Source organism: Bacillus tuaregi (genome assembly GCF_900104575.1).
Taxonomy (GTDB): Bacteria; Bacillota; Bacilli; order Bacillales; family Cytobacillaceae; genus Bacillus_BD; species Bacillus_BD tuaregi.
In genome coordinates this window covers 1,059,743-1,085,114 of sequence record NZ_LT629731.1, presented here as the reverse complement: position 1 = coordinate 1,085,114, position 25,372 = coordinate 1,059,743, and the positions used below count along the sequence as shown (strand labels likewise).

Sequence of the window (25,372 nt, the reverse complement as noted above, 5' to 3'; positions counted from 1 at the left end):
CACTCCTATTTACGAAGTCGTGGATCTAATGCATCACGCAAACCATCACCGATGACATTAAATGCAAATATAGTTAAGCAAATAAACGTGGCAGGGAAGAATAAACGCCATGGGTAATATCTTAATGCAGGCAGACCATCAGATGCCATTGTTCCCCAGCTTGCTAAAGGAGGTGTTAACCCTAGCCCTAGAAAGCTTAAGAAAGCCTCTGTAAAGATGGCTGAAGGGATTGTAAGTGTCATGGTAACGAGAATGGGACCCATTGCATTTGGAATTAAATGCTTACTCATAATTCTAGAGGTACCTGCTCCTAAAGTACGTGCAGCTAACACATATTCCTGTCCTTTTAACGAAAGAACTTGACCGCGTACAATTCGTGACATATTTACCCAGCCGGTGATCGACATGGCGATAATCATCGTACCTACACTAGAACCTAATACAACCATTAGCAAGATAACCAGTAATAAATAGGGAATTCCATATAAAATGTCGGCAATACGCATCATATATTCATCCACACGCCCACCTTTAAAACCGGCTATTCCACCCCAGAATACCCCGATCGTTAAATCAATGAATGCTGCTGCTAGACCGATAAATATAGAAATACGTGCGCCTTCCCATACACGAGTAAATACATCACGTCCTAAATCATCTGTTCCAAACCAATGTTCAGACGAAGGTGGCTGGTTTTTATTGCTTAAGTCATTTGAAGCATAATCATACCCTGAAATATATGGACCAATAATGGCCATGATAATTAATAGGACTAGAAGTACAACCCCAACCATAGCTAGCTTGTTTTTTCTAAAGCGATATAATACATCTTTCCAGAACGAAAGGCTGGGCTTAGAAATTTTTTCAGTATCTTCCACTTTTGTTCCAACTACTTTAAAAAGATCTTTTGTCTCCATTTTTACTCTCCTTTCTTCCCGCCGGCTAATTTAATGCGCGGGTCAATAAGTCCATACGCAATGTCGACAAGGAGAATACACACAAGCAGAAGAATACTATAAAAAGCAGTGATTCCCATAATTACGGTGTAATCACGATTTGTAATACTCGTTACAAAATGCGAGCCTAAACCAGGAATTCCAAAAATCTGCTCGATGACAAAGCTTCCTGTAATAATTCCTGCCGAAAGAGGCCCCATATAGGAAACAACAGGTAACATCGCATTTCGAATGGCATGTTTTACTGTAATAACTCCTTTACTTAACCCTTTTGACTTAGCAGTTTTAATATAGTCATTCGCCAAGACCTCAAGCATGGAGGAACGAGTCAGTCGTGCAATATAGGCCATCGGGGAAGCAGCGAGTGCCAGAGCCGGCAAAACAGTGTGCATCGGCGATTCCCATAAAGCAACGGGAAAAATACCCGCTTTTATAGCAAGAAAATATTGTAAAAGAGTAGCGAGAATAAAGGATGGCATAGAAATACCAAATACAGCCACAACCATTGCACCGTAATCAGCCCACTTATTATGATTGAGAGCCGCGATAACGCCTAACAGGACTCCGACAGCTATTGCAATTAAAATGGCTTCAGCACCAAGAGCAAGCGAAACAGGAAACCCTTCACTAATTAAATCATTTACAGTTTGACTTTTGTATTTAAAGGACGGGCCGAAGTCCCATTTTGCTAACCTTACTAAGTAATCCCAATATTGAGCATACCAAGGCTGGTCCAATCCATAGAAAGCATTTAAATTTGCTTCAATTTCAGGAGGCAGCTTTTTCTCAGATGTAAACGGGTTACCCGGAGCTAATCTCATTAAGAAGAACGTAGCTGTAATAATTGCCCATAACGAGAGAAGCATATACAGCAATCTTTTCCCAATGTATTTAATCAATGTCAAACACCTCCATTGTCATTTGAAAAGCATGTGCGCTTTCATTCAATTTCAAAAAAGTTAAAATTTTTATACCCTATCAGCAACGAAGGTATATGGGTCATGACCCATATACCTTTGTTAGTGAAAATTGCATCTTATTCAAAATATGCCCATTTGAATTGAACATCACCTAGACCAGAAACAGCCACATCTTTTAAGTTATCGTCTTGTACCCAGTTATTTGTGTAGAAATAGATTGGAATAACTGGCATTTCTTCCATAAATACCGCTTCAGCCTGTTTTAATAGCTCCTGACGCTTTTCAGGATCTGCTTCTGTGGCTGACTGATCTAAATACTTTTGGAAATCCGGGTGCTCCCAGCCTGTATCGTTATTTCCGCCAGTGGCAGAATAATACAATTCAAGGAAGTTGATGGCATCGTTGAAATCACCTAACCAGCCCATACGCGCAATATTATAATCAAGAGATTGTACCTGCTCGATAAATACTTTCCATTCGGCATTGCTTAATGTTACTTCGACACCTAAATTTTGCTTCCACATATCTTGGACAGCTTGGGCAATTTTTTGATGTCCTTCATCTGTATTATATGAGAGAGCGATTTCTGGCAGCTCAGAAACATCTTTATAGCCTAATTCCTCTAACCCTTTTTGTAGATATTCTTTTGCTTTTTTACCATCATTATCTTTGAAGTAGCCCTTTTCATTTTCAGGGAACATCGTTGGTGGGACAATCGCCATTGCTGGCATTTGACCGCCCTGTGTTACGTTGTCAATAAGCTCTTGACGGTTGATAGATAACGCAAATGCCTTCCGGATATTAGCATTATTAAAAGGTTCAACGGTTGTGTTTAGTTTGTAGTTATAGATACCGGCAATTGATTCTGTATGAAGTCTACCTTCATCTTTAAGTGCTGGAAGTGCATCCTGCGGAAGGTTTCCACTTGGCATACCAGCCCAATCTAATTCTCCGCTATCAAACATAGATAATTCTGTATTTGAGTCGTTTACCATAATCATCGTGATTGTTTCTAACTTAACAGTATCTGCATCCCAATAATCATCGTTCTTTTCGAGAACAATTTTGTCAGAGTGTGACCATTTAGTCATTTTGAAAGGACCGTTCGTGGTATAATTTTCACCAGCATCATGTGCCCAATCAGGATTTGCCTCAGCAACCTTGCTATTAACAGGTAAATACGTATAGAACGCTGTTAATTCTAAGAAAAATGGTGTTGGGTTAGCAAGCTTTACTTCTAAGGTTTTTTCATCCAATGCTTTAACTCCAACTGCATCTGCAGTGCCAGTTCCCTCATTAAACGCTTGTCCGCCTTCAAGATAGTAAAGCTGGTATGAATATGGTGAAGCATTCGCTGGATCTAACGCCCACTTCCAAGCATATTCAAAATCCTTAGCTGTTACAGGATCCCCATTTGTCCACTTAGCATCACGCAGTGTAAATGTATAGGTCTTCTGGTCGTCAGAAATTTGAACATCCTCTGCTGCCGCTAATTGTGCTTCTCCATCTAGGTTAATACGAGATAAACCTTCGAATACTTGACGAAGCACCGTACCTGACGTAGAATCCTCGGCTAAACCAGGATTTAAACTTGGCGGTTCTGTTTTAATATTAATTCGGAGATCTTGTTCTGCTTTTGCCCCGTCTTTGCTGCTGTCTGCATTATCTTTACCTCCACAAGCAGCTAAGAACATACTAAGAACAAGTAGCATACTTAAAAAAAGCAGTGTTCTTTTCTTCATGGTGTTCCCTCCTCAATCATTAACAACTGTCTTTTTTTACCTAATAAATACAAATGTACATTCAGAGTGTATTACTTAAATAATCCGAATTTTTTATGCAAAAAAAATGACTGATAATAATATCGCAATATCTTTATTACATTAATATATCTCTATCTACAACCCGATCTCAAATATAGTAATATAATTTAGAAAATTAATATTATTGTAATCCCGCATAAACATTTGATTTATTAGTTAAAAACTGTTGATTAAACTTAATTATAAATTAATTTGTCGATTTGACAAGTAAAAAATCTTTGGAAAGTTTTATTATTTCTAGATAATTTATTAATTAACACCTTTGCAAAAGGAATTAGAGTATTTGATATATTAAAATATTTTTATTATCTTCTATAATCAATAGTTCATTCTCTTTTTTCTCCTTCAACATCCTTTCAAGTCTTCTTCTGTCAGAACTTGATTTTTTCCATAAATTACGCTATTTTATTAATAAGTATACATACAGAAGTTTATATGACGGCTTTGATAAAGAATAGTACACTATTTGATGGTTTCTAGAGAGTTTGTGGCTGGTGAAAACAAACAACCACAATTGTGGAATGGACTTTTGAGCTTTGATGTGGAAACGCTTTACGAATGGCAGAATACACTTCGACGTTATCTCACGTTACCGGGACATCTCCATAATGAGGAGAAACAAAGTGACTCTTAACGAGTAATTAGGGTGGCAACGCGGACCATTCGTCCCTATTGATAATAGGGACGAATGGTTTTTTTTAAGCCTGACAATCCAACCTAAAGCCATTCTTTATAGCTGAATATAAACTGACAAAGGACCTATTTTCTTTTGAGGAGGATACAATCATGAAGACGATTTTTTCCGGAATTCAGCCAAGCGGTACGATTACTCTTGGAAATTATATCGGAGCATTAAAGCAATTTGTAGAGCTACAGGATGAGTATAACTGTTATTTCTGCATCGTGGACCAGCATGCCATTACAGTACCACAGGACCCAATTGTCCTGCGCAAAAACATCCGGTCACTAGCTGCGTTATATCTTGCAGTCGGATTGAACCCTGATAAGGCAACCCTATTTATTCAATCAGAGGTCCCTGCACATGCACAAGCAGCCTGGATGATGCAATGTATCTCTTATATTGGTGAACTGGAAAGGATGACGCAATTCAAGGATAAGTCCGCTGGAAAAGATGCTGTATCAGCAGCTCTATTAACATATCCTCCACTAATGGTGGCAGATATCTTGCTATACAGCGCCGACCTTGTTCCAGTAGGCGAGGATCAGAAGCAACATCTTGAATTAACACGTGACTTAGCAGAACGCTTTAATAAGAAATATAATGACATTTTCACAATACCAGAGGTCCGAATTCCAAAGGTCGGGGCTCGTATTATGTCACTTCAGGATCCAACTAAAAAAATGAGTAAATCAGACCCGAATCAAAAAGCCTTTATTTCTTTGTTAGATGAGCCAAAACAAATAGAAAAGAAAATTAAAAGTGCGGTAACAGATTCTGATGGGATTGTTAAGTATGACATCGAAAATAAACCGGGCGTATCAAATCTTCTTTCAATTTATTCTATCTTCTCAGGGAAAACAATTCCTGAGATAGAGTCAGAATATGAAGGTAAAGGATATGGTGATTTCAAAGGCGACCTTGCAAAGGTAGTCATTGAAGCACTAAGCCCAATTCAACAAAAGTATTATGACCTAATGGAATCATCTGAATTAGATGACATTCTTGATAAAGGTGCTGAAAAGGCAAATCAAGTGGCAAGTAAAATGTTGAAAAAGATGGAAAACGCAATGGGGCTTGGAAGAAAACGAAGAAGGTAGACTGCATGTAAAAGAAAAAGGAGCTGAACTCAATTCAGCTCCTTTTTAATTCACTTTATGACCTTGTTCGATATCCCACAACTTTTCAAAAAAAGGTTGTCCTTTTATGATATTTTCACAAAAGTTTTCATGCTTATCTGTCCAGCCAAATTTCGCTTGTTCATAAAGCTGTACCCACGCTTCCTCGAACTCAAGGTCCTGAATAGCTTGGTATAGATCCGGTCTCCATTCCGTGTACCAGTAACGGACCTCTGCGACATTTTTGGACGTATACAGCTGATCCAAAGCCATAAACAAGAGCTGCTTTAGCTGCCTTTCCTTTCTTGTCAAACCCTTCATAAGCTCCGGCTGTGGAGAAAGGATATGAAATTCCTTAATTTGTGTTGGAGCAGGCGTAAAATTATATTGGATCACTTCACTTGTTTCCAACATTTCAAAAGCTAATTGCTCCTGGCGTGGAATCAGCCTGCTTTTTCGAATCGGAATACTATAGCCAATCGTATCGACCGCTAAAATACCAACTCCATCTGAAACGACAAAACAATAATCGAGCTGACAACGCTCATGATTTTTACGTAAAAAGGCTTTCTGATAAATTTCATCCAATAATTGCTGTGGTAATTCCGCCATGTCATTTTCAATGTAGTTATAAAGAACAGGGTCTATTTTCAATAAAGGGACTTGATCTAATAATTCAACGCTGTCATCCTTGCGCCATTCATGAAAATGACATACATTATAGCCATTTTCTTCCCCTTCAAACCAGTTAACCCAAACATCATGAAGATACATCATATATTAACCCCTCACTTCAACTAACTGTTTGTCATTCAGTATAGGCAGATTAGAGTTAAATTATTCCTTAAACTATATAATACAACCATAAATTGTTCCATTTGGAATCCATTTAATCCAGCAATTCTTCTGATTTTATAGAAAAGGTTTCTTGTATAGAAAATGGTCTTTTTTTCCTAGCCTTTTTTATTAACCAATACCCTAGGGCATACCCAAGCAAAGCCGGATAACGGCCCCTTCCAAATAATATCGCATCATGGATCGGTTCGTTTCGTTTTATTTGTAGATGTTCTTTCACACTTCTTTCCCAAAAATAGGCTAACTCTTGATCACTGTAATCTGCAATCCAATCTGCACTATAGGAATCACCACAATAATTCGTTACGGCATATTCAGCAAAACCTTCCATCACGAGGGAATCAAGCAGGGTATATTCTTGAAATCGTTTCATTAATTTATTTAAGCGACAAACATGGTGATATTCATGAACAATTAATGCTTCGATCTCTTTTTCATCTTTATAAAAAGGCGATAAAAAAAGGAACATTCCGTTTTTAAATGAAACCCCCCCTTTCATTTCATTAGGAGGATTCTTACATTTCCCAAACGGAAAGATATAAACAGGTATATCCGGGCCAGACCATTTTCTCCGGTATTTATCCCAGATTTCTCCTGCCACCTTCCATAAATCCATTTCAAGCATTTCATGATACATGTCGTTTGTTATTCGACTAGGTCTGTACATTCCAAAGGATAATAGGTATTGATACAATTCTGACTCATTTTTATCCACAAAGAATGCCTGAAGCTTACTACAAATGATTAACGGGTCATAAAAATCCTCCCGAAGCCATTCGTCCGTCCTTTCGATCCCCATACCACTCACCCTCCCCTTCTCAATATATGAAGGGAAATGGGATTTATTAGTAGAGGAGGATGGGAAGCAAAGAGGCTGCATCTTCTATAATAATGCAGCCTCTAAACTCAGCTTTTCCTATATTATTGTTCATACTTTTTGAATACTAGTGTAGCATTATGACCGCCAAAGCCTAATGAGTTACTTAATACTGCCTTGACCTCCTGTTTTCTAGCTTCATTTGGAACATAGTCTAAATCACATTCCGGGTCTGGTGTCTGATAATTAATCGTAGGCGGTATCATACTCTCTTTTATTGTAAGCGCTGAAATAATGGCTTCGATTCCCCCAGCTGCTCCTAACAGATGACCTGTCATAGATTTAGTCGAGCTAATCGCAAGCTGTTGCGCGTGGTCAGCAAATACCTCTTTTATAGCTGCTGTTTCAAACTTATCATTATAGGCCGTACTGGTTCCATGTGCATTGATATAATCAATATCTTCTGGCTTCAAATCAGCATCATTTATAGCCATTCTCATTGCTCGGGCACCGCCCTCTCCGCCTGGTGCAGGAGCCGTAATATGATAGGCATCAGCTGTTGCACCATAGCCGACAATTTCTGCATATATATTAGCTCCACGTGCTAATGCATGCTCTAAATCCTCCAGCACCATAATACCTGCCCCTTCACCTAAAATAAAGCCATCTCTGTTTAGATCAAACGGACGACAGGCAGATTTAGGATCTGGATTTGTACTAAGGGCTGTATTTGCACAAAAGCCGGCAACAGACATATTCGTAATCGGCGCTTCTGCACCGCCCGTAACCATTGCAATAGCATCTCCACGCTGGATGACTTTAAATGCATCCCCAATTGAATTAGTTCCTGTTGCACAGGCAGTTACCGTACAGGAGTTAAAGCCTCTAGCTCCAAGTGTAATCGACACCTGTCCAGCCGCCATATCCGGTATGAGCATAGGGACAAAAAATGGGCTGACTCTGCGATACCCTTTCTTGATAAAGTTTTGGTACTGGTTCTCAAACGTCTCCATACCACCAATTCCTGATCCAATCCACACACCGATACGGTCTGAGTTTTCTTCATTAATATCTAGACCTGCATCCTTAACTGCCATGAGTGAAGCGGCTACAGCAAATTGTGTAAACCGGTCCATTTTGCGGGCATCTTTCTTATCTATAAAATCAGCTGGTTCAAAATCCTTTACCTCAGCTGCTACTTTTGCAGGAAAGTCATCCGCATTTACTCTTGTTAATGGACCAATTCCACAAACTCCTGCAATTAAGTTATTCCAAGTTGTTTCAACATCATTGCCAAGTGGTGTTACAGCACCTATTCCAGTTACAACGACTCTGCGTTTTTCCATTTTGATTGCAACTCCTTTTTGTTACGATATATTTACTTCTGTTTGTCAAATATTTTTATCGACCCCAGCGTAAAGCTATGGCACCCCAGGTTAAACCGCCGCCAAAGCCTACCATGACAATAATATCATCATCCTTAATTTTACCAGTGGCTACTTCTTCTGCCATGGCAATTGGGATGGAAGATGAAGAAGTATTGCCATATTTTTTAATCGTCTTAGACATTTTTTCATCAGGTAAACCTAATCGTTGTCTTGATGCCTCCATGATACGAATATTTGCTTGATGGGGAATGAGAAAATCAACATCCTCTTTATTTAGACCCGCTTTTTCAATGACATTAACAGAGCTATCAGCCATTTGCCGAACCGCAAACTTAAATACTTCGCGCCCATTCATAATGATGTATTCGTCTTGATATAAATGCTTTGCCCCTGTTCCATCAGCTCCAAGCTCGAAGGAGAGGATTCCTCTGCCTTCAGAAACCCGTCCCATGACAACAGCACCTGCTCCGTCACCGAAAAGAACAGCCGTATTACGATCATTCCAGTCCGTTATTTTTGATAGCTTTTCCGCTCCAACAACAAGGACATATTTATAGGAATCACTTTCAATAAATTGTTTTGCCGTAATCATTCCATACATAAATCCAGCACAGGCAGCACTTAAATCCATCGCGGCAGCATTTTTTGCACCCAGCCGTTCCTGCAGCATACAAGAGACGGTCGGAAATGGATGATCTGGTGTAACGGTTGCAACTAATATTAACCCAAGCTCTTCTGCAGAAATATTTGCATCCTCCAAAGCGGCAACAGCCGCTTGATAGGCTAAGTCCGAAGTATCAGTATGGTCATCAGCAATTCTGCGTTCCTCTATACCCGTCCTAGTTCTAATCCATTCATCATTTGTATCAACAATTTTCTCTAAATCTTGATTAGTTAAAACCTTTTCAGGTAAGGCTTTACCAATCCCTAATATTCCTGCATTCATTCAGTCCACTCCTTAAACATTTACATTCTATAGCTTTAAAAATACTTTATATTTATTATCAAATATTATGACTTGGTACTAATTTTAACCTATAGTTAGGAGATTTCGCAACAGTATAAATGATAAATAATTGACACTTCCTTTAGATAGATTAATCAAAAGTCCATTCCATTCCTGATTTATTTCATATTTTATAGTATAGCTGCTCGATGAAGCCAAGGTAAATTTTTTATACAAACTAGAAATAAGGAGGGGTTAGGATGACACAAGAAGATCAAAAACCATCTGATCCAGTAGAACACATGGATCCATTGACAAGATTTATGCTTGGAGGCAGAAGAAACAACTATAACCCGCATGATGGGGATAATGAGCCAAAGGGTCATAGCGCCGGGAGATCTTTGTTTAACAATCAGAACAATGATGAAACAATTGGAGACAAAGGCCAGACAAAAAGCACTGACAATCAGTTACAGGATTTATTAGCAAATGTTAATGTAGAAGAACTAATGAAAAATATTGATATGATAAAAAGCAGTGCATCACAATTTAAACCATTAGTATCAAAGCTAGGTCCCATCATTAACAAATGGATCAAATAATCAGTTAAAGGCTGGACTTTAGTTTGAAGCGCCAGCCTTTTTCTTTTCTATATGGGGAAGTTCCCCTGTTTCTTTATATTTTTTAATTAACCGTTGTAAATCTTCAATAAATTCCTGATCTACTAACGGGCTAAAGGTTCCTAGTGAAATGACATTACTTTGAAAATCATAGGTTATGTTACCAGAATGTATTTGACCATTATTAAATTGTTCTGCTGTTAACTCATAGATTGTATCTACATCTTGAATCGTACTTGTTAGCACTGTCTGAAGCCCTAAATCCGACTGGTCCGTAACATAACCGATTGCATATAGACCCATTTCTTTTACCTTCTCGATTACAGGCACACTATAGCTGTCGCCTATAGGATAGAGAATATCACATCGATTGGACATCAGATTCTCAGCAATCTCAAGAGCCTTCTCTTTATTATCAAAATGATTGACATATTGTATCTCGACATGAGCATTATTGTTTTGATAGCGAGCCCCTTCATAAAAGCCCTTTACTTCTGGTTGCCATTCGAAGGCTGGAATCATACCAATCCGATTTGTTTCGGTCATATAACCTGCAACCATACCGGCAAAGAAGCTGCTCGCATAGGAATTAAAAATAATATTGGTTATATTTTTATTCTTTGCTGTTCCATTAAACGTAATAAAATGAATATCCGGGTATTCCAAAGACAGATCGTGGAAGTATTCATCATAGGCATGACCGTGACCATAGATTAGATTCACACCCTTTTGCGAAAATTCCTTTACGGCTCTTTCGACTACCGATTTGGAATTCATCCCTTCCTTATAATATACCTCAACATCGTAACGAGATTGGATTTTCAGCAACCCTTTGTACCCCTTTGTACCCCATCCCTGGTCATTAATACTATCTGGTATTAATAGACCTGCTTTTTTTATTTCTCCATGATTATCTGCTCGACCACATGATGCTAATATAATCATAAGCAGACACACAAGTAGGATAAAAGTCCGTTTCAATACTATGCAACTCCCAATTCGTCAATCATTCACCTACCATTTTACCCTTAAAAAATGACAGTTGGTATCCTTTTTTACTATCCTGCTATTTTATTTGCTTCAGCCTTTCCAAATGCCGTTTCTGCTGGGCAATACCTGCCGAAATGACCGTCCCCTTCACATCAACCACCATCACATTTTGACTAACCTTAATAGACTGATGATTCCTTTTTAAATCTGCCTGTTTTATTAGCATAGAAGCAACCTGCTGCCAATGGTCCTTTATCGAGCTTTGCAAAAGAATTTCTCTCTTTCCCTTTCGATCCAGCTGATTTAGGATATACTTTATTACATCATTGATATAAATTGCATCATTTGTCCACTCTCTTTCATCAACATTGACCGATCTATCAGGATGATGGAGTGCTTGTTGAAAGGTAAAATGACTTGGCTGCCAAGGTCCATAAATTGTAGGTAAATAATAAACTTGAATGGACTCGCAACTTACCAGACTCTGTATCCATCTTTCTTCCTCTAAATTTTCGTTACACAATTGAATTGGCATCAGTAATATATATTGTGCCACACAGGAGAGGTTTAACTGTTTGATAAATGCCTTTAGTTCGTTTTCTTTATGTCTGCTGTAATAGCTATAATAATCTATAATGAAGACTGTTTTGTTTGACCATCTCTGTTGTTGTTCAAGGAAGACTTCATTTGTTTCAGTAAAGTTACTATTTCTCCCTATACTAAAGAGTTTTTCCTCCAAATAATCTTCCTCTTGTAATGAAGGTAAATGAATACCTGTTACCTCTAATCCTTTGTCAAGTAATGTAAGACATAAATGGAAGCCAATGAACTCATATGTTCCTAAAATGATAGCCTTGTCCATATTCGTAATCCCCCCTGTGTCATAAAAAATCCTATCTCATCTTATGCACAGGGAGTGCTGATAATATCAAATCACTTGAAAAGATTAATAAAGATAAGCTCGGTGTGGCATTTTTATTTTGAGGACCCGTGCACAAAACAGAAGAACAATTTAAAGTATTTTTTCATAACTTTTTAAAAAATGAATGATTTGATGATCCATTTGTGGTCGTTTTTCTGGAACCATGTAGCAAACAGAGATGGGAACCTTTTCTTCTTCCCATTGTACTGATAATTGATTAAGCAAATAAGATTGTTTATAGGCACGACTATCCGACAAAATATGGATAATTTTCATCGGGATATGATGAGTTGTAGATGGCGGTGGGGCATCCACTTGAGCAAGCACTTCCAACAATGTTTCTGTATCATATTCATAAGAACGGGAGAGCTCTCGTAATACTTTTTTATAAAAAAACTTACGATCCTTTTCCAGCTCTAGATGCTGTTTTAGTGACAGAATAGGATTAATTAGAATGACAGAACGAATACATCCATCAAGCTCTTTGAGCAGTTTTAACGCCACCAATGCACCCATTCCTTCGGCAATGATATGGATTTTGTCATTTAATATTTCCGAACGCATCATATGGTCGTAAAGGCGCCTTGCCAATTTAACCGCTCTTCCGCTTCCCCAATTACGTCCATATAAATTACTATAGAATAACGTATAGCCAGCACTTTGAAGTGACGTTAATAGGTTATGCTTCCCTTCATTTTGCAGCCAATAGCTTGTTTGTTCATCAACAAAATTTCTTTCATCCCCTATAATAAGGATACCGAAACCTAGTGGTCTTTCAGGATAATGAATAATATTCCATTCGGCATCCAATTGAAAGTTCCGGATCTCCATATAATTACTCTCCCTCTATAAATGTTGATTTATCAACGGTTTGACCCGTTGGTGGAGTGTCAAAAAAAAAATTTTCGACACGCTTCCTAACAATATTTTTATATTATGTGAAACTATTCCATCATATGGGTACGCTACGCGGTCACTACTGGATAATTGTGGTAAGTAGTGTCAGAGAATTATGTGATGCACAATGGATCTCTGCGTAACTTATGATGACGTACCCTCCCATATCTCTGGGCATCTGTGTGCCTACATTCCTTCGTTCGGTCTAGTCATAAGGCAGAGGCTAGCGAAGCTCCTTTAGGGACTCTAGGTCGAATGGTGAATATAATGCCAGCTTCTCCGTGTCATCCTGTTGTCTAGGTCTGTAAAGGGGGATGTAGAAATCTATATAGTCTCTGCGAGACTCGGAATATCCTTCATCATTCGCTGCGCATCAAATGCTTTGTGCTTCGTGCTGATTCCATGTAACACTTTTAATAGTTTTCCGCATAGAACCACGATGGACTGCTTCTTACGTAATGGATTAACCTGACGATTTGTATAATATTCGTGCAGTTTTCTAAAAGCTTCATTATGGCGAATCATCGGCATCATGACTCTAAATAGGAGGGCACGCAGCTTTCTTCTGCCACGTTTGGAGATGCGCTTTTGCCCTTTGTGCTGTCCGGAAGAACTCTCTCGTAATGTCAACCCCGCGAGTTTGATTAGTTGGCGTGGGTCTTCATAGTATGAAAAGCTTCCGATTTCAGCTAATAAATCAACTATCGTTGTATCTCCTAGTCCTGGTACCGTTGATAGCCACTCGTACTCTACAGAAGTTTTTACAAGCTCAACTAAGTGCCCCGTAATCCTCTCGATATCTTGTTCCAGCTGATGGTAACGGCGAACGAGCGTGGCGATTTCAATACGGGCCATCTCACGTCCTTCTGTTACTCCAATGGAATAAGCAGCGACTTCAATGAGGCGCACTGCTTTTGGTCGTTGGGGAGATTTGAGCCCCTCGATCTTTCGATAAAGGGATAAAACCTCATCAGCTTGTTTCTGATGGAGATCACTCGGAAATGGGGTACATTCTAGTACAGCCATTGCCATCTTTCCAAATGACGGAAAGACCTGAGTAAACTCAGGAAAATAGCGATCTAACCAGCGTATAATCATGTTTTTGACAGCACTAAGTTCCTCTGTCAATTTCCCTCTAAACGTTGATCCAACACGAAGTTCAGCCTCCATGTCTTTCAAGATACGTGGATAACTGAAGCGTCCATCTTTAATAAGACGAGCGATTACTAGCGCATCTTTACGGTCATGTTTTGTTGGTAAATTGTCATCCAATTCCTTTGACTTTTTAACGTGCAAAGGGTTGGTCATGACCAGGGGAATACCCCGTTCTTCAAGGAAATAGGCTAAATTTAGCCAGTAATGGCCTGTTGGTTCAATCCCAACAATGACCTCCGTTTTTTCGTATTCTTTCATTGCAGTCAAAATACGTTGATAAAACCACTGGAAGCCATCACTAGACTGTAATACTGGGAAAGATTTTTGGAGCACCCGACCACGGTCATCTACAAAGCAAGCAAAATGTTTTCGCTTGGCAATGTCAATTCCGACTACGAGTGTATTCTCGGTGACTTGATTTATTTTCTGATTTTCGTTAAAATCCACTTTGGAGTCCTCCTTGGTTAACTAAGTTAGGGGTCATTTCGCCACACGATTTGACACCCCGTATCATACCAAGAGGGCTCTTTTTTGTTCAAGTCCCCGAAAATTCTTCTAACAGGAATGCTCCTTTTTGATAGTTTTCGAAGGCTCAATTGCACTCTGATTTCCCGTCATTATGCTCTTATTACTAATATATGTTCAATTATTAAAAATGAATGGGACTATGCCTTGTTTTTCCATTTTGTTTAAATCTTGTTCAGTCTATATGTGTAATGCTATAAGGGGAAAAAAATATTTACTGACGTAAGTTTTCTTTATTATTTGACAACAATATGCTAAGATAGATAAAGAAATTAAAGGGGTAGAGGTGAATTTTGTGCGCTATTTCTGGACATTATTTTGGACTGTGCTTCTTATGGAAATGATTACATATGTAGTAGGATCTATGCTTGGTGTTGAGTTTAAAGTTGAAACCGGTGCTATTTTAGGCGTGGTTACGACTATCTTAATATCGATTATTCCTGCCATCCTTCCAGATACACCATCTGGACATGACGGAGCTCATTAATCATTCTCTATAAGAATAATGAGGAGAAACAGAGGCTGACTCTTTGAAGAGTCAGCCTTTTTTTCTTGTTGTATGAAAGAATTTTTCTTAGTTTATTTGAAAGCCAATATCATTATTGTCAATGATAACAGTGACTTGTTTGTTCTCTCTTATCTCACCTGCAATAATAGCTCGAGCAAGCTTTGTCTCAAGATTCCTTTGAATAAACCTTTTTAATGGCCGCGCACCATAAACTGGGTCAAAGCCATTTTCTGCAATATATTCCTTTGCTTCATCATTTATACCTAATCTAATTTGCTGATCTGACAGTCTTATTTGAAGCTCTTTCATCAGCTTATCGACAATTCCTTTAATATCCTGTAACGTAAGTGGCTTAAATAAAATAATCTCATCCACCCGATTTAGAAATTCCGGCCGGAAATGATTTCGTAGCTGTCCCATGACAAGATTCCTTGTTTCTTCATTGATTTCATCTTCCCCCTCATGCTGGTCAAGCAGAAAATGAGACCCTATATTAGAGGTCATGATTATGACTGTATTTTTACAGTCAACAGTCCTCCCTTGTGAATCTGTAATTCTGCCATCATCAAGCATTTGCAGGAGAATATTGAAAACCTCTGGGTGTGCTTTCTCTATTTCGTCTAAAAGAATAACGGAATAGGGTCTCCTTCTGACAGCCTCGGTCAGCTGCCCACCTTCCTCATATCCTACATATCCTGGAGGTGCGCCAATCAATCTTGACACCGCGTGCTTTTCCATATATTCGGACATATCAATACGAATGATTTGCTCCTCACTGTCAAACAGACTTTGCGCTAACGCTTTTGCAAGCTCCGTTTTTCCTACTCCTGTCGGTCCAAGAAATATAAACGAGCCAATTGGACGCTTAGGGTCTTTAATGCCTGCTCTTGCTCTTAATACAGCATCTGATACCAGTTCAACCGCTTCGTTCTGACCAATGACCCTTTCATGTAGAATACTTTGAAGTCTTAGAAGCTTTTCACGCTCGCCTTCTACCAACTTTGTAACGGGAATACCCGTCCAGCGTGCTACGATTCCGGCGATTTCATCCTCTGTGACCTCTTCCCTTAATAATCGTTCTCCTTGCTTGTTATTTACTTCTGCTTCTATCTGCTTCAATTCTTTTTCAAGAGCAGGAATTCTTCCATGTCTAAGCTCAGCTGCTTTGTTCAAATCATATTCGTTTTCTGCTTTTTCTAATTCACGTCTTAATTTTTCTAATCGCTCACGCTTTTCCTGTACCTTTTGTATCCCTTCCTTTTCAAGCTGCCATTTGGCTCTCATGGCGTCGGCCTGTTCACGAAAATCAGCCAATTCCTTTTGTAAGGATAAGAGTCTTTCTTTACTTGCCTCATCACTTTCTTTAGCTAATGCCGCTTCTTCAATTTCCAGCTGCATGACCTTTCTCGTTACCTCATCCAATTCAGATGGCATGGAATCAATTTCCGTACGAATCATGGCACAGGCTTCATCAATTAAATCAATCGCTTTATCTGGCAAGAAGCGGTCGGATATATAGCGATCTGATAGGGTGGCTGCAGCTACTAAGGCTCGGTCATGAATATTCACTCCATGATGTACCTCAAATCTCTCCTTCAGTCCCCGTAAAATGGAAATGGTATCCTCAATATCTGGCTCTTCCACAAGCACCTGTTGGAAGCGGCGTTCCAATGCAGGATCCTTTTCAATATATTTTCGGTACTCATCCAATGTGGTTGCTCCGATGCAGTGCAGCTCACCTCTTGCTAGCATCGGTTTTAACATATTGCCGGCATCCATTGCCCCCTCTGATTTCCCTGCTCCTACAATGGTATGAAGTTCATCAATAAAAAGAAGAATTCTTCCCTCACTTTTTTTCACTTCATTTAATACTGCTTTTAATCTTTCTTCAAACTCTCCGCGAAATTTTGCTCCAGCAATTAATGCACTCATATCAAGTGAGAAAATCGTTTTGTCCTTTAAGCCTTCTGGAACATCCCTTCGAACAATCCGCTGAGCAAGACCTTCAACAATTGCCGTTTTACCAACTCCTGGTTCTCCGATTAGAACAGGATTATTTTTGGTTTTTCGTGAGAGAATTCTAATCACATGACGGATTTCACTATCCCTGCCAATGACGGGATCAACCTTCCCTTTCTTCACATCCTCGACTAAATCTCTTCCATACTTTTTCAAGGCCTCGTAAGTTCCCTCTGGATTTTGCGATGTCACTCTTTGATTCCCCCTTATGTTCTTAATTGTCATCAGCAAAGTTTTTAAGTCTATACCTTTATCTTTTAAATATTTTCCGATTTCAGATGGCAGCGCAACAGCCCCAATGATAATATGCTCTACCGAAAGAAAGTCATCATGAAATTGCTTCATATATTTTTCAGCTTCAACTAAAACTCGTTGCAGTTGGTTTGTGATATATAATTTCCCCTGTTCCACACCGCTTCCTGAAACACGAGGTCTTTTTAACAGAAATTTCTCTAGATCCTGCTTAATGTCTTCAACCACCAAATTTGACCCTTCTAGGATAGAATGGATTAGATTACCTTCATCCTCTAGCAATGCAAGGAATAAATGAACCTCATCCACTTCCTGATGCTCTTCTCTTAGTGCGAGTGATTGGGCGTTCATCATCGCTTTTTGCACCTTTTCAGTCATTTGATTGATGTCCATTCTTCTCTGCCTCCATTTGACCTTTTTTGACCTTTACTTTATTATACCCCTCTTTATGGCAAATTAAAAGTATGTCAATATCCCTAACCACAAAAAGACCATCCATTCGGATGGTCTTTTTTGATTATGGTTTTCGTGCGTAAGTCCAGACACGATTATGATTCGAATTTTCAGGAAAGGCGTCTCCTGCTTTAAGCCTCAATTTCTTTGGATTATTCACCGTACTACCTGTCTCACCAATTTCTATATAAATGCCGTTATTTGGTGCCTTTTGTCCTGGATGAAACTGTCGGCTTTGACCCATTACATTCCCTCCTTATCCTTGAATCCTTTTTATTATGGCTATTTTAAAAAAGAATCATGATGGAAAGATAAGGGCATCTTTATAAAGGTACGCGAAGTGCCTGGTACGAAAATCATATTTAGCCTATTTAAGCAACTCGACAAGCAAAGCTTTTTGGGCGTGGAGTCTGTTACCAGCTTCTTGGAAAATGGCGGATTGACTGCCATCGATGACACCTGCGGTTACCTCTTCACCACGGTGTGCAGGTAAACAATGTAGGAAAATATAATCTTGCTTCGCATGCTTCACAAGCTCTTCGTTTACTTGGTAGAATGGCGCGAAGGCTTTTAAGCGGATTTCATTTTCAGCCTCTTGACCCATGCTAGTCCATACATCCGTATAAATTACATCCGCGTCTTGCACTGCTTCAATAGGGTCCTCTGTCACAACGATTTTTGCTCCTGATTCCTTAGCAAATTGTGTTGCTAATTCTACTACTTTTTCATCCGGTTTATAACCTTCAGGGCATGCAATGGAGAAGTCCATCCCAACTTTAGCTGCCCCAATCATTAAGGAATGTGCCATATTATTTCCATCACCAATATAGGCCATTTTCAAGCCTTTCAGCTCGTCTTTAATTTCCATAATCGTTAATAAATCAGCAAGGACCTGACAAGGATGGAATAAATCAGTTAATCCATTAATTACTGGAATTGATGCATATTTTGCTAGCTCTTCTACTTTTTCATGCTCAAACGTACGAATCATAATACCATCCAAATATTGTGATAATACCTGAGCAGTATCAGAAATAGGCTCGCCTCTTCCGATTTGTAAATCGTTGCTGCTTAAAAATAAAGCATTTCCGCCTAATTGATACATTCCTGCTTCAAAAGAAACACGAGTCCTTGTAGATGATTTCTCAAAAATCATTCCAAGCGTTTTTCCCTTTAAAGGCGTGTAGCTTTCTCCTGCTAAGTGTAATTCTTTCATCTTTTTTGCTTTTTCTAATAGTCCAATAATTTCATCGGAAGAAAAATCAGCTAATGCTAAAAAGTCTTTACCTTTTAAATTTAAGTCCTTTTCTAAAACGGATAGATCTGATTTCATACTGCACTCACGTCCTCTTTTATCATATTGTGCCATTCCTCAATAGAATGAACAGTAAAATCCTTTATAGTTAAGCCTGATAAGAAAGCCTGTAGACTTTCCTTTTCAGTAAACGTAATGACTCGATTTCTTGTTGCGATGGAACGGAGCAGTTTGTCTTTATCAAGACCGCCTGGATTATAGTACGCAATCGTATTAGCATCCTTTAGCACTATTTCAGCCTTTTCATCTAAGACAATTGTAGCACCCGATTGCTCAGCAAGACTAGTAATATTTTCTAAATTTTCTAATGTACTCACAACAATCACATTTCCATTTTTTTTCTGTAAAGAGACATGGAAGGCTTTACGCAATGCTTCATTTATAGTAGAAGCAATCGAAATCCCTTCACCCGTTGAACGCATTTCCGGGCTTACCTTTGAATCCAGACCATTTAAGGCGTAATAAGAGTAAACGGGGTACTTTACGCAAACATACGGAACATCGGAAAATTCTTTTGTCTCTTTTGACGAGAGGGTATATGTCCCAAGTAATACCTTAGTTGCAAGCTGCACAAGTGGAACACCTGTAACTTTACTTACGATTGGAACCGTTCGGCTTGCCCTTGGGTTTACTTCAAGGAGATAGACCTGGTCACCGTTAACGATATATTGAATATTCATAAGACCTTTGTAGCCTAATTTTTGAACGATTTTTCCAGCGTATTCTCGCATTTTTGCTTTGACTTTTTTTGATAATGTCTGAGCCGGTAAAATCGACAAACTGTCACCCGAATGGACACCGGTTTTTTCAATATGCTCCATCATCGCTGGAACACATATATTCTTCCCGTCCGCTACTAGATCAAGCTCCGCTTCGTATGCCTGCATAAATTGGTCGACAAGCACGGGATAAGGAATATCACCATTCTTAATATAAGCAGCGAGCTCCTGCTCATTATTAATTCGCTCCATTCCTTTTCCGCCAATAACATAGGAAGGTCTGATTAAAACGGGATAACCAATATTTTCAACTAGGCTTGTGATTTGGTCATGATTATAGGCGATATCACCTTGAATATGTGGGATATTTAAATTGTCGAGTAATTGGTAGAACAAATCACGATCCTCAAGAGCATCGATTGTACTTGAATTAGTTCCGAGAATAGTTATACCATTCTCCTCCAATTGCTTTGCCAGATTTAGAGCTGTTTGACCGCCAAGCTGTACAATCACTTCAGATATGCCTTCACTTTCAATAACGTTTAAGACAGTTTCTAATATCAACGGTTCGAAATAAAGGCGGTCAGCTGTCGCAAAGTCCGTACTTACTGTTTCTGGATTATTATTAATTAATATCGTTTCAATATTTTCCTGTTTTAAAGCTAGTACACCGTGAACAGAGCAATAATCAAATTCTATTCCCTGCCCAATTCGAATGGGGCCACTACCAATAATGGCTACTTTTCTCTTGTCAGTAGGGGTTTGCTCATTTTCACCAAAGTAACTGGAGTAATAATAATTTGACTTTGCTTCAAACTCAGCTGCACATGTATCAACCATTTTATAGACAGGCAGTATACCTAACGCCTTACGTTTTTCTCGTACTGCTTTTTCCGTTACACCCCACGCGCTAGCGATAAAGGTATCACTGAAGCCTCTTTCCTTCCACACTTGAAGCTCTTCTTTTGTTACCGACTCAAGTGATGAGCAGGATATTTCCTTCTCAAGCTTAATCATTGCTTCAAAGCCTTTAAGGAAAAATAAATCTATTCCTGTCTTTTCGTGAAGCTCGTTAATGGAAGTTCCTCTTCTTAACAGCTCCAGCACAATGAAAAAGCGTTGATCAGTCTGCTCCAGCAATCCCTTTTGCAGCTCAACTACTTCAATTTGCTCTAGTGCAGGAAGCTGTAAATCATTGACACTGATTTCCAACGAATGAATCGCTTTAAATAAAGCACGTTCTAAATTTCGATCGATTCCCATTACTTCCCCAGTTGCCTTCATTTGAGTACCTAATTTCCGCTCAACAGTAGGGAACTTATCAAAAGGCCATTTAGGAATCTTTGCCACAACATAATCAAGTGATGGTTCAAAGCTTGCAAAGGTATCTCCTGTGACAGGATTAACAATTTCACTTAGCAAGTATCCTGTAGATAGCTTTGCTGCCATACGGGCGATTGGGTAGCCTGTTGCCTTTGATGCTAAGGCAGAGGAGCGGCTGACCCTTGGATTTACTTCGATTAAGTAATAATTTTTACTTTTTGGATCAAGGGCAAATTGAATATTACAGCCACCAATAATTTCTAAGGCGGAGATAATCTTTATAGATGCTGCACGAAGCATTTGATATTCCTGATCCGTTAGGGTTTGAGACGGTGCCACGACAATTGAATCACCCGTATGAATACCTACTGGATCGATATTTTCCATATTACAAATCGTAATGCAGGTGTTATTGGCATCTCTCATGACTTCATATTCAATTTCTTTGAAACCCGCAATACTCTTCTCAATCAAACATTGATGGATGGCACTTTCCTTTAAACCGCCTGATACCAATTTTGTTAGCTCATCCATGGAATCAGCGATTCCACCGCCAGTTCCACCTAATGTATAGGCAGGGCGAACGATGATCGGAAATCCAATTTGCTCTGCAAAGGTAACCGCTTCCTTTAACTCATGCACAATGGTACTTTCCGGAACAGGTTCATTTAATTCGTGCATTAGCTTTCTAAATGCTTCACGGTCTTCTCCTTTTTTGATTGATTCAATTGAACTGCCGAGCAGCTTCACTCCGTATTTTTCTAGAACGCCCTTTTCGTGTAATTGAAAGGCTAAGTTTAGTCCTGTCTGACCGCCAAGGGTTGCTAAGAGACCATCCGGCTGTTCTTTCGCAATGATTTTTTCTACGACATCAACAGACAGAGGTTCAAAATATATTCGATCTGCAAAGCTGTGATCTGTCATAATCGTAGCCGGATTATCATTCACTAGAATAACCTCATAGCCGTCTTCTTTTAATGCCATACAGGCTTGTGTGCCCGCATAGTCAAACTCGGCCGCCTGACCAATAACAATTGGTCCTGAGCCAATTACAAGTATGGAATGGATCGTTGTGTCTTTAGGCATATGCAAATACTCTCCCATTGTTCGCTTTTACTGTTTCAATAAATTCATCAAAAATATATTCACTTTCGGCAGGTCCCGGATTTGCTTCCGGATGGAATTGCACGGTTTGTAATGGATATTTCTCGTGATCAAAGCCTTCCACAGATTGATCGTGTAGATTCGTAAAACGTAAGGTAAGACCTGTATCTGTAATTGATTGTATATCCACCACATAGCTATGATTTTGTGATGACATAAATACTTTTCCGGTTACAGAATCTAGTACAGGGTGATTGGCCCCACGATGACCAAAGGCTAATTTTTTCGTGTTAGCACCGAGAGCTAATGCAGCTAATTGGTGTCCAAGACAAATACCTAACGTCGGGTAATGTGAAATGAGCTTCCTTACAGTAGGTAAAATAGTCTGCAGAGCCTTAGGATCACCAGGTCCGTTTGAAAGCAGAATACCATCCGGCTTTAATTTTTTCACTTCCTCAAACGAGGTATTGTAAGGCACAACGGTTACCATGCATCCGCGATTTACTAACGATTTTACAATTGATTTTTTTGTACCATAATCCATAAGGATAATGTGCTGTTCACCGCTACCATGGCTTTCTGGTTTAAAAACTGTAACTTTACTAACCTTTTGATCTTCTACTAATGAAAAGCTTTGTTCACTTATCTTTTCTGAACTAGTCAGCACTGCCGGCATTGTTCCTTTACTGCGAATCTTTTTAACTACTGCTCTTGTGTCAATGGATCCGAGCAAAGGAATGCCCCACTTTTCCAAATATTCAATCAGCGAATATTGTGCTTCATAATGATAAGCTGTTTGTTTCGCTTCGTATACGATAACACCTGCAACATGTGGTTTTTTACTTTCAAAGTTAACCTCATTTATCCCATAATTACCTATTAACGGATAGGTAAAAACAATAATTTGATCCTTATAGGATGGATCTGTCAGTACTTCTTGATATCCGGTCATTCCGGTATAGAATACTATTTCCCCTTTTATCGTATCTACGGGTGCACTTGTCAACCATTGACCTTGAAAGCAATCCCCGCTGTTTAACTGTAAATATCCTTTCATCTCGCACACCCCATGATTTTTTTGTATATTTATTTTAACGCACTAATAATTATACAGTCAACTGAAAAATTATACAGCCTAGACGGCTGCACCTAGATTTTGCTTTAAGACCTTTGTAAGAATAGCAATGGCCTCTTCTAATTCTGTTTTTGTTGTAGTCAGTGGCGGTAATAGTCTTATAACATTTTCACCCGCAGGCAAGGCAATAAAACCAACTGAGCGCAGACTCTTTAGTAAGTCTGGAACATTCTGATTAATTTCGATACCAATCATCATCCCAATACCTCTTATGTCGTTTACATTTGCTAATGGTAACAGATTTTCTTCCAGCTCTGCTCTGAAAAAGTCAGCTTTTTCATTCACCTCTGCCAGGAAGCTGTCTTGGAAAATCGTATCCATTGTGGCAATCGCAGCTGAAATGGATAACGGGTTCCCACCAAATGTAGTTCCATGACTTCCCGGTCCAAACACCTCTTTTAAACCGCTCTTCGCAATGATGCCGCCGATTGGCAGACCGCTGCCAAGACCCTTCGCTACTGATACAATATCAGGCTCTAAATTAAAATGCTGAAACGCAAATGGCTTTCCAGTTCTCCCAATACCTGTTTGAATTTCATCGATGACTAAAAGAGAGCCATACTGGCTGCAAAGTGCTTCTACACCCTTTAAAAATTCCTCTGAAGCAGGATAAATACCGCCTTCTCCTTGAATAACCTCAAGCATGACTGCAGCCACTTCATCACTCATCACATCCTGTAACGCCTTTAAATCATTGAATGGTACATAGATGAAGGATTCAAGCATTGGACCAAAACCATGTTTTATTTTATCCTGTCCGGTAGCAGACATAGTAGCATATGTCCGTCCATGAAAGGATTGCTTAAAGGTAATAATTTTCGTACGGCCGGTGGCTTTTCTAGCTAATTTAATAGCTGCTTCATTTGCTTCTGCACCACTGTTTGAAAAGAAGACCAAATCCATTTCTGCTGCTTGAGCTAACTTTGCTGCAGCTGTCTCCTGTATTTCAACAGGGAAGAGATTCGAAACATGCCAAAACTTTTTCAGTTGTTTTTGAATCGCTTCCTCTACTGCACTTGGACGGTGTCCGAGATTACATACGCCAATACCGGATGTATAATCTAAATATCTTTTTCCATCTTTTCCATACATGATACTGCCTTCCGCCCAATCAGGCTCGACTTCCCATCTGCTGTATGTTGGAAACAGATTACTCATGATAACTCCACTCTTTTCCAATAATTTTTGTTCCCTTCCATTCTTCCCCGTTAAAAAAGGGCGCTTTGCCAGATACAATCATGACACTGGAAAGACCTTTGTCCAGAGCAGACAGTGCGGAGGTTACTTTTGGAATCATCCCGCCATAGATGGTTCCATCTTCTATATATTTTTCAACCTGCTCTTTTTCTACCGAATGGACGACTTGATTCTCTACCATGATTCCTTCAACATCTGTTACAAAAATACATTGCTCGGCACCGATTGCTCCTGCTACTGCTGCCGCCGCATAATCTGCATTAATATTTAATTTCTGCCCGGTTTCGTGAACCGCAATTGGCGTAATAACCGGTATCATTCCTTCTTGAATTAGAATAGAAATTAGCTGATCATTTACTTTAGTAATTTCACCAACAAACCCTAACGATTGCTGATCAATAAAATCAGCCTGAAGAAGGTTTCCATCACTGCCATTTAATCCAATTGTCTGAAAGCCATTTTGGGTTAATTTTTGGACAAGCTTTCGGTTGGTTTGACCTGATAGAACTAATTCTACTACCTCAAGCGTTTCCTTAGTGGTTTTTCGTAAGCCATTATGGAATTCAGGCTCTACCTGATACATGGCAAGCATTTTATTAATATCCGGGCCGCCGCCATGAACGAATACCAATCGATAGCCATGGCCTTGAAGCTCCTTTAATGAGGCAAAAAATGCTGGCGTTAATTCATCGAGAATACTGCCCCCGCATTTTATAACAATCTTCTTCATTCTCCA

General features: G+C 39.2%; 21 protein-coding genes and 1 other annotated feature. Of the genes, 3 read left to right on the top strand and 18 right to left on the bottom strand.

What is annotated here, in order from left to right; genetic code table 11:
* Positions 1 to 5: 5 nt before the first annotated feature.
* The 3 genes from BQ5321_RS07505 to BQ5321_RS07495 all read right to left on the bottom strand — a co-directional run bounded on the left by BQ5321_RS07505 (position 6) and on the right by BQ5321_RS07495 (position 3,618).
* Entirely contained in the window at positions 6 to 917 is a 912-nt protein-coding gene (locus BQ5321_RS07505) for an ABC transporter permease (protein ID WP_071393906.1), read from the bottom strand.
* 2 nt (positions 918 to 919) lie between these two features.
* Complete coding sequence (locus BQ5321_RS07500; protein WP_071393905.1) at positions 920 to 1,855, bottom strand: ABC transporter permease; 936 nt, start codon at positions 1,853 to 1,855, stop codon at positions 920 to 922.
* Positions 1,856 to 1,992: 137 nt separating this feature from the next.
* Positions 1,993 to 3,618 carry a peptide ABC transporter substrate-binding protein gene (locus BQ5321_RS07495; protein WP_071393904.1) on the bottom strand — a complete coding sequence of 542 codons (1,626 nt, stop codon included), beginning with the start codon at positions 3,616 to 3,618 and terminating at the stop codon, positions 1,993 to 1,995.
* A 516-nt stretch (positions 3,619 to 4,134) separates the two neighbouring features.
* Positions 4,135 to 4,373: a binding site (T-box leader), on the top strand.
* 109 nt (positions 4,374 to 4,482) lie between these two features.
* Here BQ5321_RS07495 and trpS point away from each other — a divergent pair.
* The gene (gene trpS / locus BQ5321_RS07490; protein ID WP_187143780.1) at positions 4,483 to 5,478 is read left to right on the top strand and encodes a tryptophan--tRNA ligase; all 996 of its coding nucleotides are present in this window, start codon (positions 4,483 to 4,485) and stop codon (positions 5,476 to 5,478) included.
* Between the two features lie 45 nt (positions 5,479 to 5,523).
* On the opposite strand, the gene BQ5321_RS07485 is transcribed toward trpS, so the two are convergent.
* The 4 genes from BQ5321_RS07485 to BQ5321_RS07470 form a co-directional block, all read right to left on the bottom strand.
* Positions 5,524 to 6,273, bottom strand: a complete 750-nt coding sequence (locus tag BQ5321_RS07485) for a YjbA family protein (RefSeq protein WP_071393902.1) — start codon at positions 6,271 to 6,273, stop codon at positions 5,524 to 5,526.
* Between the two features lie 112 nt (positions 6,274 to 6,385).
* A complete protein-coding gene (locus BQ5321_RS07480) occupies positions 6,386 to 7,150 on the bottom strand; it encodes a DUF2268 domain-containing putative Zn-dependent protease (protein WP_071393901.1) in 765 nt (254 codons plus the stop codon).
* A gap of 122 nt (positions 7,151 to 7,272) precedes the next feature.
* On the bottom strand, positions 7,273 to 8,514 hold the full coding sequence (gene fabF / locus BQ5321_RS07475) for a beta-ketoacyl-ACP synthase II (RefSeq protein ID WP_071393900.1): 1,242 nt from the start codon (positions 8,512 to 8,514) through the stop codon (positions 7,273 to 7,275).
* A gap of 55 nt (positions 8,515 to 8,569) precedes the next feature.
* Positions 8,570 to 9,502, bottom strand: coding sequence for a beta-ketoacyl-ACP synthase III (locus BQ5321_RS07470; protein WP_071393899.1), 933 nt, complete (start codon positions 9,500 to 9,502; stop codon positions 8,570 to 8,572).
* Between the two features lie 260 nt (positions 9,503 to 9,762).
* Between BQ5321_RS07470 and BQ5321_RS07465 the strand changes: the two genes are divergently transcribed.
* Positions 9,763 to 10,104, top strand: a complete 342-nt coding sequence (locus BQ5321_RS07465; protein ID WP_071393898.1) for a hypothetical protein — start codon at positions 9,763 to 9,765, stop codon at positions 10,102 to 10,104.
* Between the two features lie 18 nt (positions 10,105 to 10,122).
* Here BQ5321_RS07465 and BQ5321_RS07460 read toward each other — a convergent pair whose 3' ends face one another.
* From BQ5321_RS07460 to BQ5321_RS07445, 4 genes are all read right to left on the bottom strand, one after another.
* A complete protein-coding gene (locus tag BQ5321_RS07460; RefSeq protein WP_071396811.1) occupies positions 10,123 to 11,067 on the bottom strand; it encodes a BMP family ABC transporter substrate-binding protein in 945 nt (314 codons plus the stop codon).
* A gap of 121 nt (positions 11,068 to 11,188) precedes the next feature.
* Positions 11,189 to 11,974, bottom strand: coding sequence for a hypothetical protein (locus BQ5321_RS07455; protein WP_071393897.1), 786 nt, complete (start codon positions 11,972 to 11,974; stop codon positions 11,189 to 11,191).
* A 150-nt stretch (positions 11,975 to 12,124) separates the two neighbouring features.
* Entirely contained in the window at positions 12,125 to 12,865 is a 741-nt protein-coding gene (locus BQ5321_RS07450; protein ID WP_071393896.1) for a lipase family protein, read from the bottom strand.
* A 390-nt stretch (positions 12,866 to 13,255) separates the two neighbouring features.
* The gene (locus BQ5321_RS07445; RefSeq protein ID WP_071393895.1) at positions 13,256 to 14,533 is read right to left on the bottom strand and encodes an IS110 family RNA-guided transposase; all 1,278 of its coding nucleotides are present in this window, start codon (positions 14,531 to 14,533) and stop codon (positions 13,256 to 13,258) included.
* Positions 14,534 to 14,897: 364 nt separating this feature from the next.
* Here BQ5321_RS07445 and BQ5321_RS07440 point away from each other — a divergent pair, with 364 nt between their 5' ends.
* A complete protein-coding gene (locus BQ5321_RS07440) occupies positions 14,898 to 15,098 on the top strand; it encodes a YjzD family protein (RefSeq protein WP_390622144.1) in 201 nt (66 codons plus the stop codon).
* Positions 15,099 to 15,185: 87 nt separating this feature from the next.
* Here the strand turns inward: BQ5321_RS07440 and clpB are convergent, their stop codons facing one another.
* The 7 genes from clpB to argB form a co-directional block, all read right to left on the bottom strand.
* Entirely contained in the window at positions 15,186 to 17,741 is a 2,556-nt protein-coding gene (gene clpB / locus BQ5321_RS07435; protein WP_407639276.1) for an ATP-dependent chaperone ClpB, read from the bottom strand.
* Between the two features lie 166 nt (positions 17,742 to 17,907).
* Positions 17,908 to 18,087 (bottom strand): YjzC family protein, encoded by a 180-nt coding sequence (locus BQ5321_RS07430; RefSeq protein WP_071393892.1) that lies wholly within the window; start codon positions 18,085 to 18,087, stop codon positions 17,908 to 17,910.
* A 123-nt stretch (positions 18,088 to 18,210) separates the two neighbouring features.
* On the bottom strand, positions 18,211 to 19,176 hold the full coding sequence (argF, locus tag BQ5321_RS07425; RefSeq protein WP_071393891.1) for an ornithine carbamoyltransferase: 966 nt from the start codon (positions 19,174 to 19,176) through the stop codon (positions 18,211 to 18,213).
* Positions 19,173 to 22,286 carry a carbamoyl phosphate synthase large subunit gene (locus BQ5321_RS07420; RefSeq protein ID WP_071393890.1) on the bottom strand — a complete coding sequence of 1,038 codons (3,114 nt, stop codon included), beginning with the start codon at positions 22,284 to 22,286 and terminating at the stop codon, positions 19,173 to 19,175. Before BQ5321_RS07420 ends, argF begins: the two co-directional genes overlap by 4 nt.
* Entirely contained in the window at positions 22,279 to 23,361 is a 1,083-nt protein-coding gene (locus BQ5321_RS07415; protein ID WP_071393889.1) for a carbamoyl phosphate synthase small subunit, read from the bottom strand. The genes BQ5321_RS07420 and BQ5321_RS07415 overlap by 8 nt, the downstream gene beginning before the upstream one ends.
* A gap of 78 nt (positions 23,362 to 23,439) precedes the next feature.
* On the bottom strand, positions 23,440 to 24,597 hold the full coding sequence (locus BQ5321_RS07410) for an acetylornithine transaminase (RefSeq protein ID WP_071393888.1): 1,158 nt from the start codon (positions 24,595 to 24,597) through the stop codon (positions 23,440 to 23,442).
* A complete protein-coding gene (gene argB, locus BQ5321_RS07405; protein ID WP_071393887.1) occupies positions 24,590 to 25,366 on the bottom strand; it encodes an acetylglutamate kinase in 777 nt (258 codons plus the stop codon). The genes BQ5321_RS07410 and argB overlap by 8 nt, the downstream gene beginning before the upstream one ends.
* Between the last annotated feature and the right edge of the window lie 6 nt (positions 25,367 to 25,372).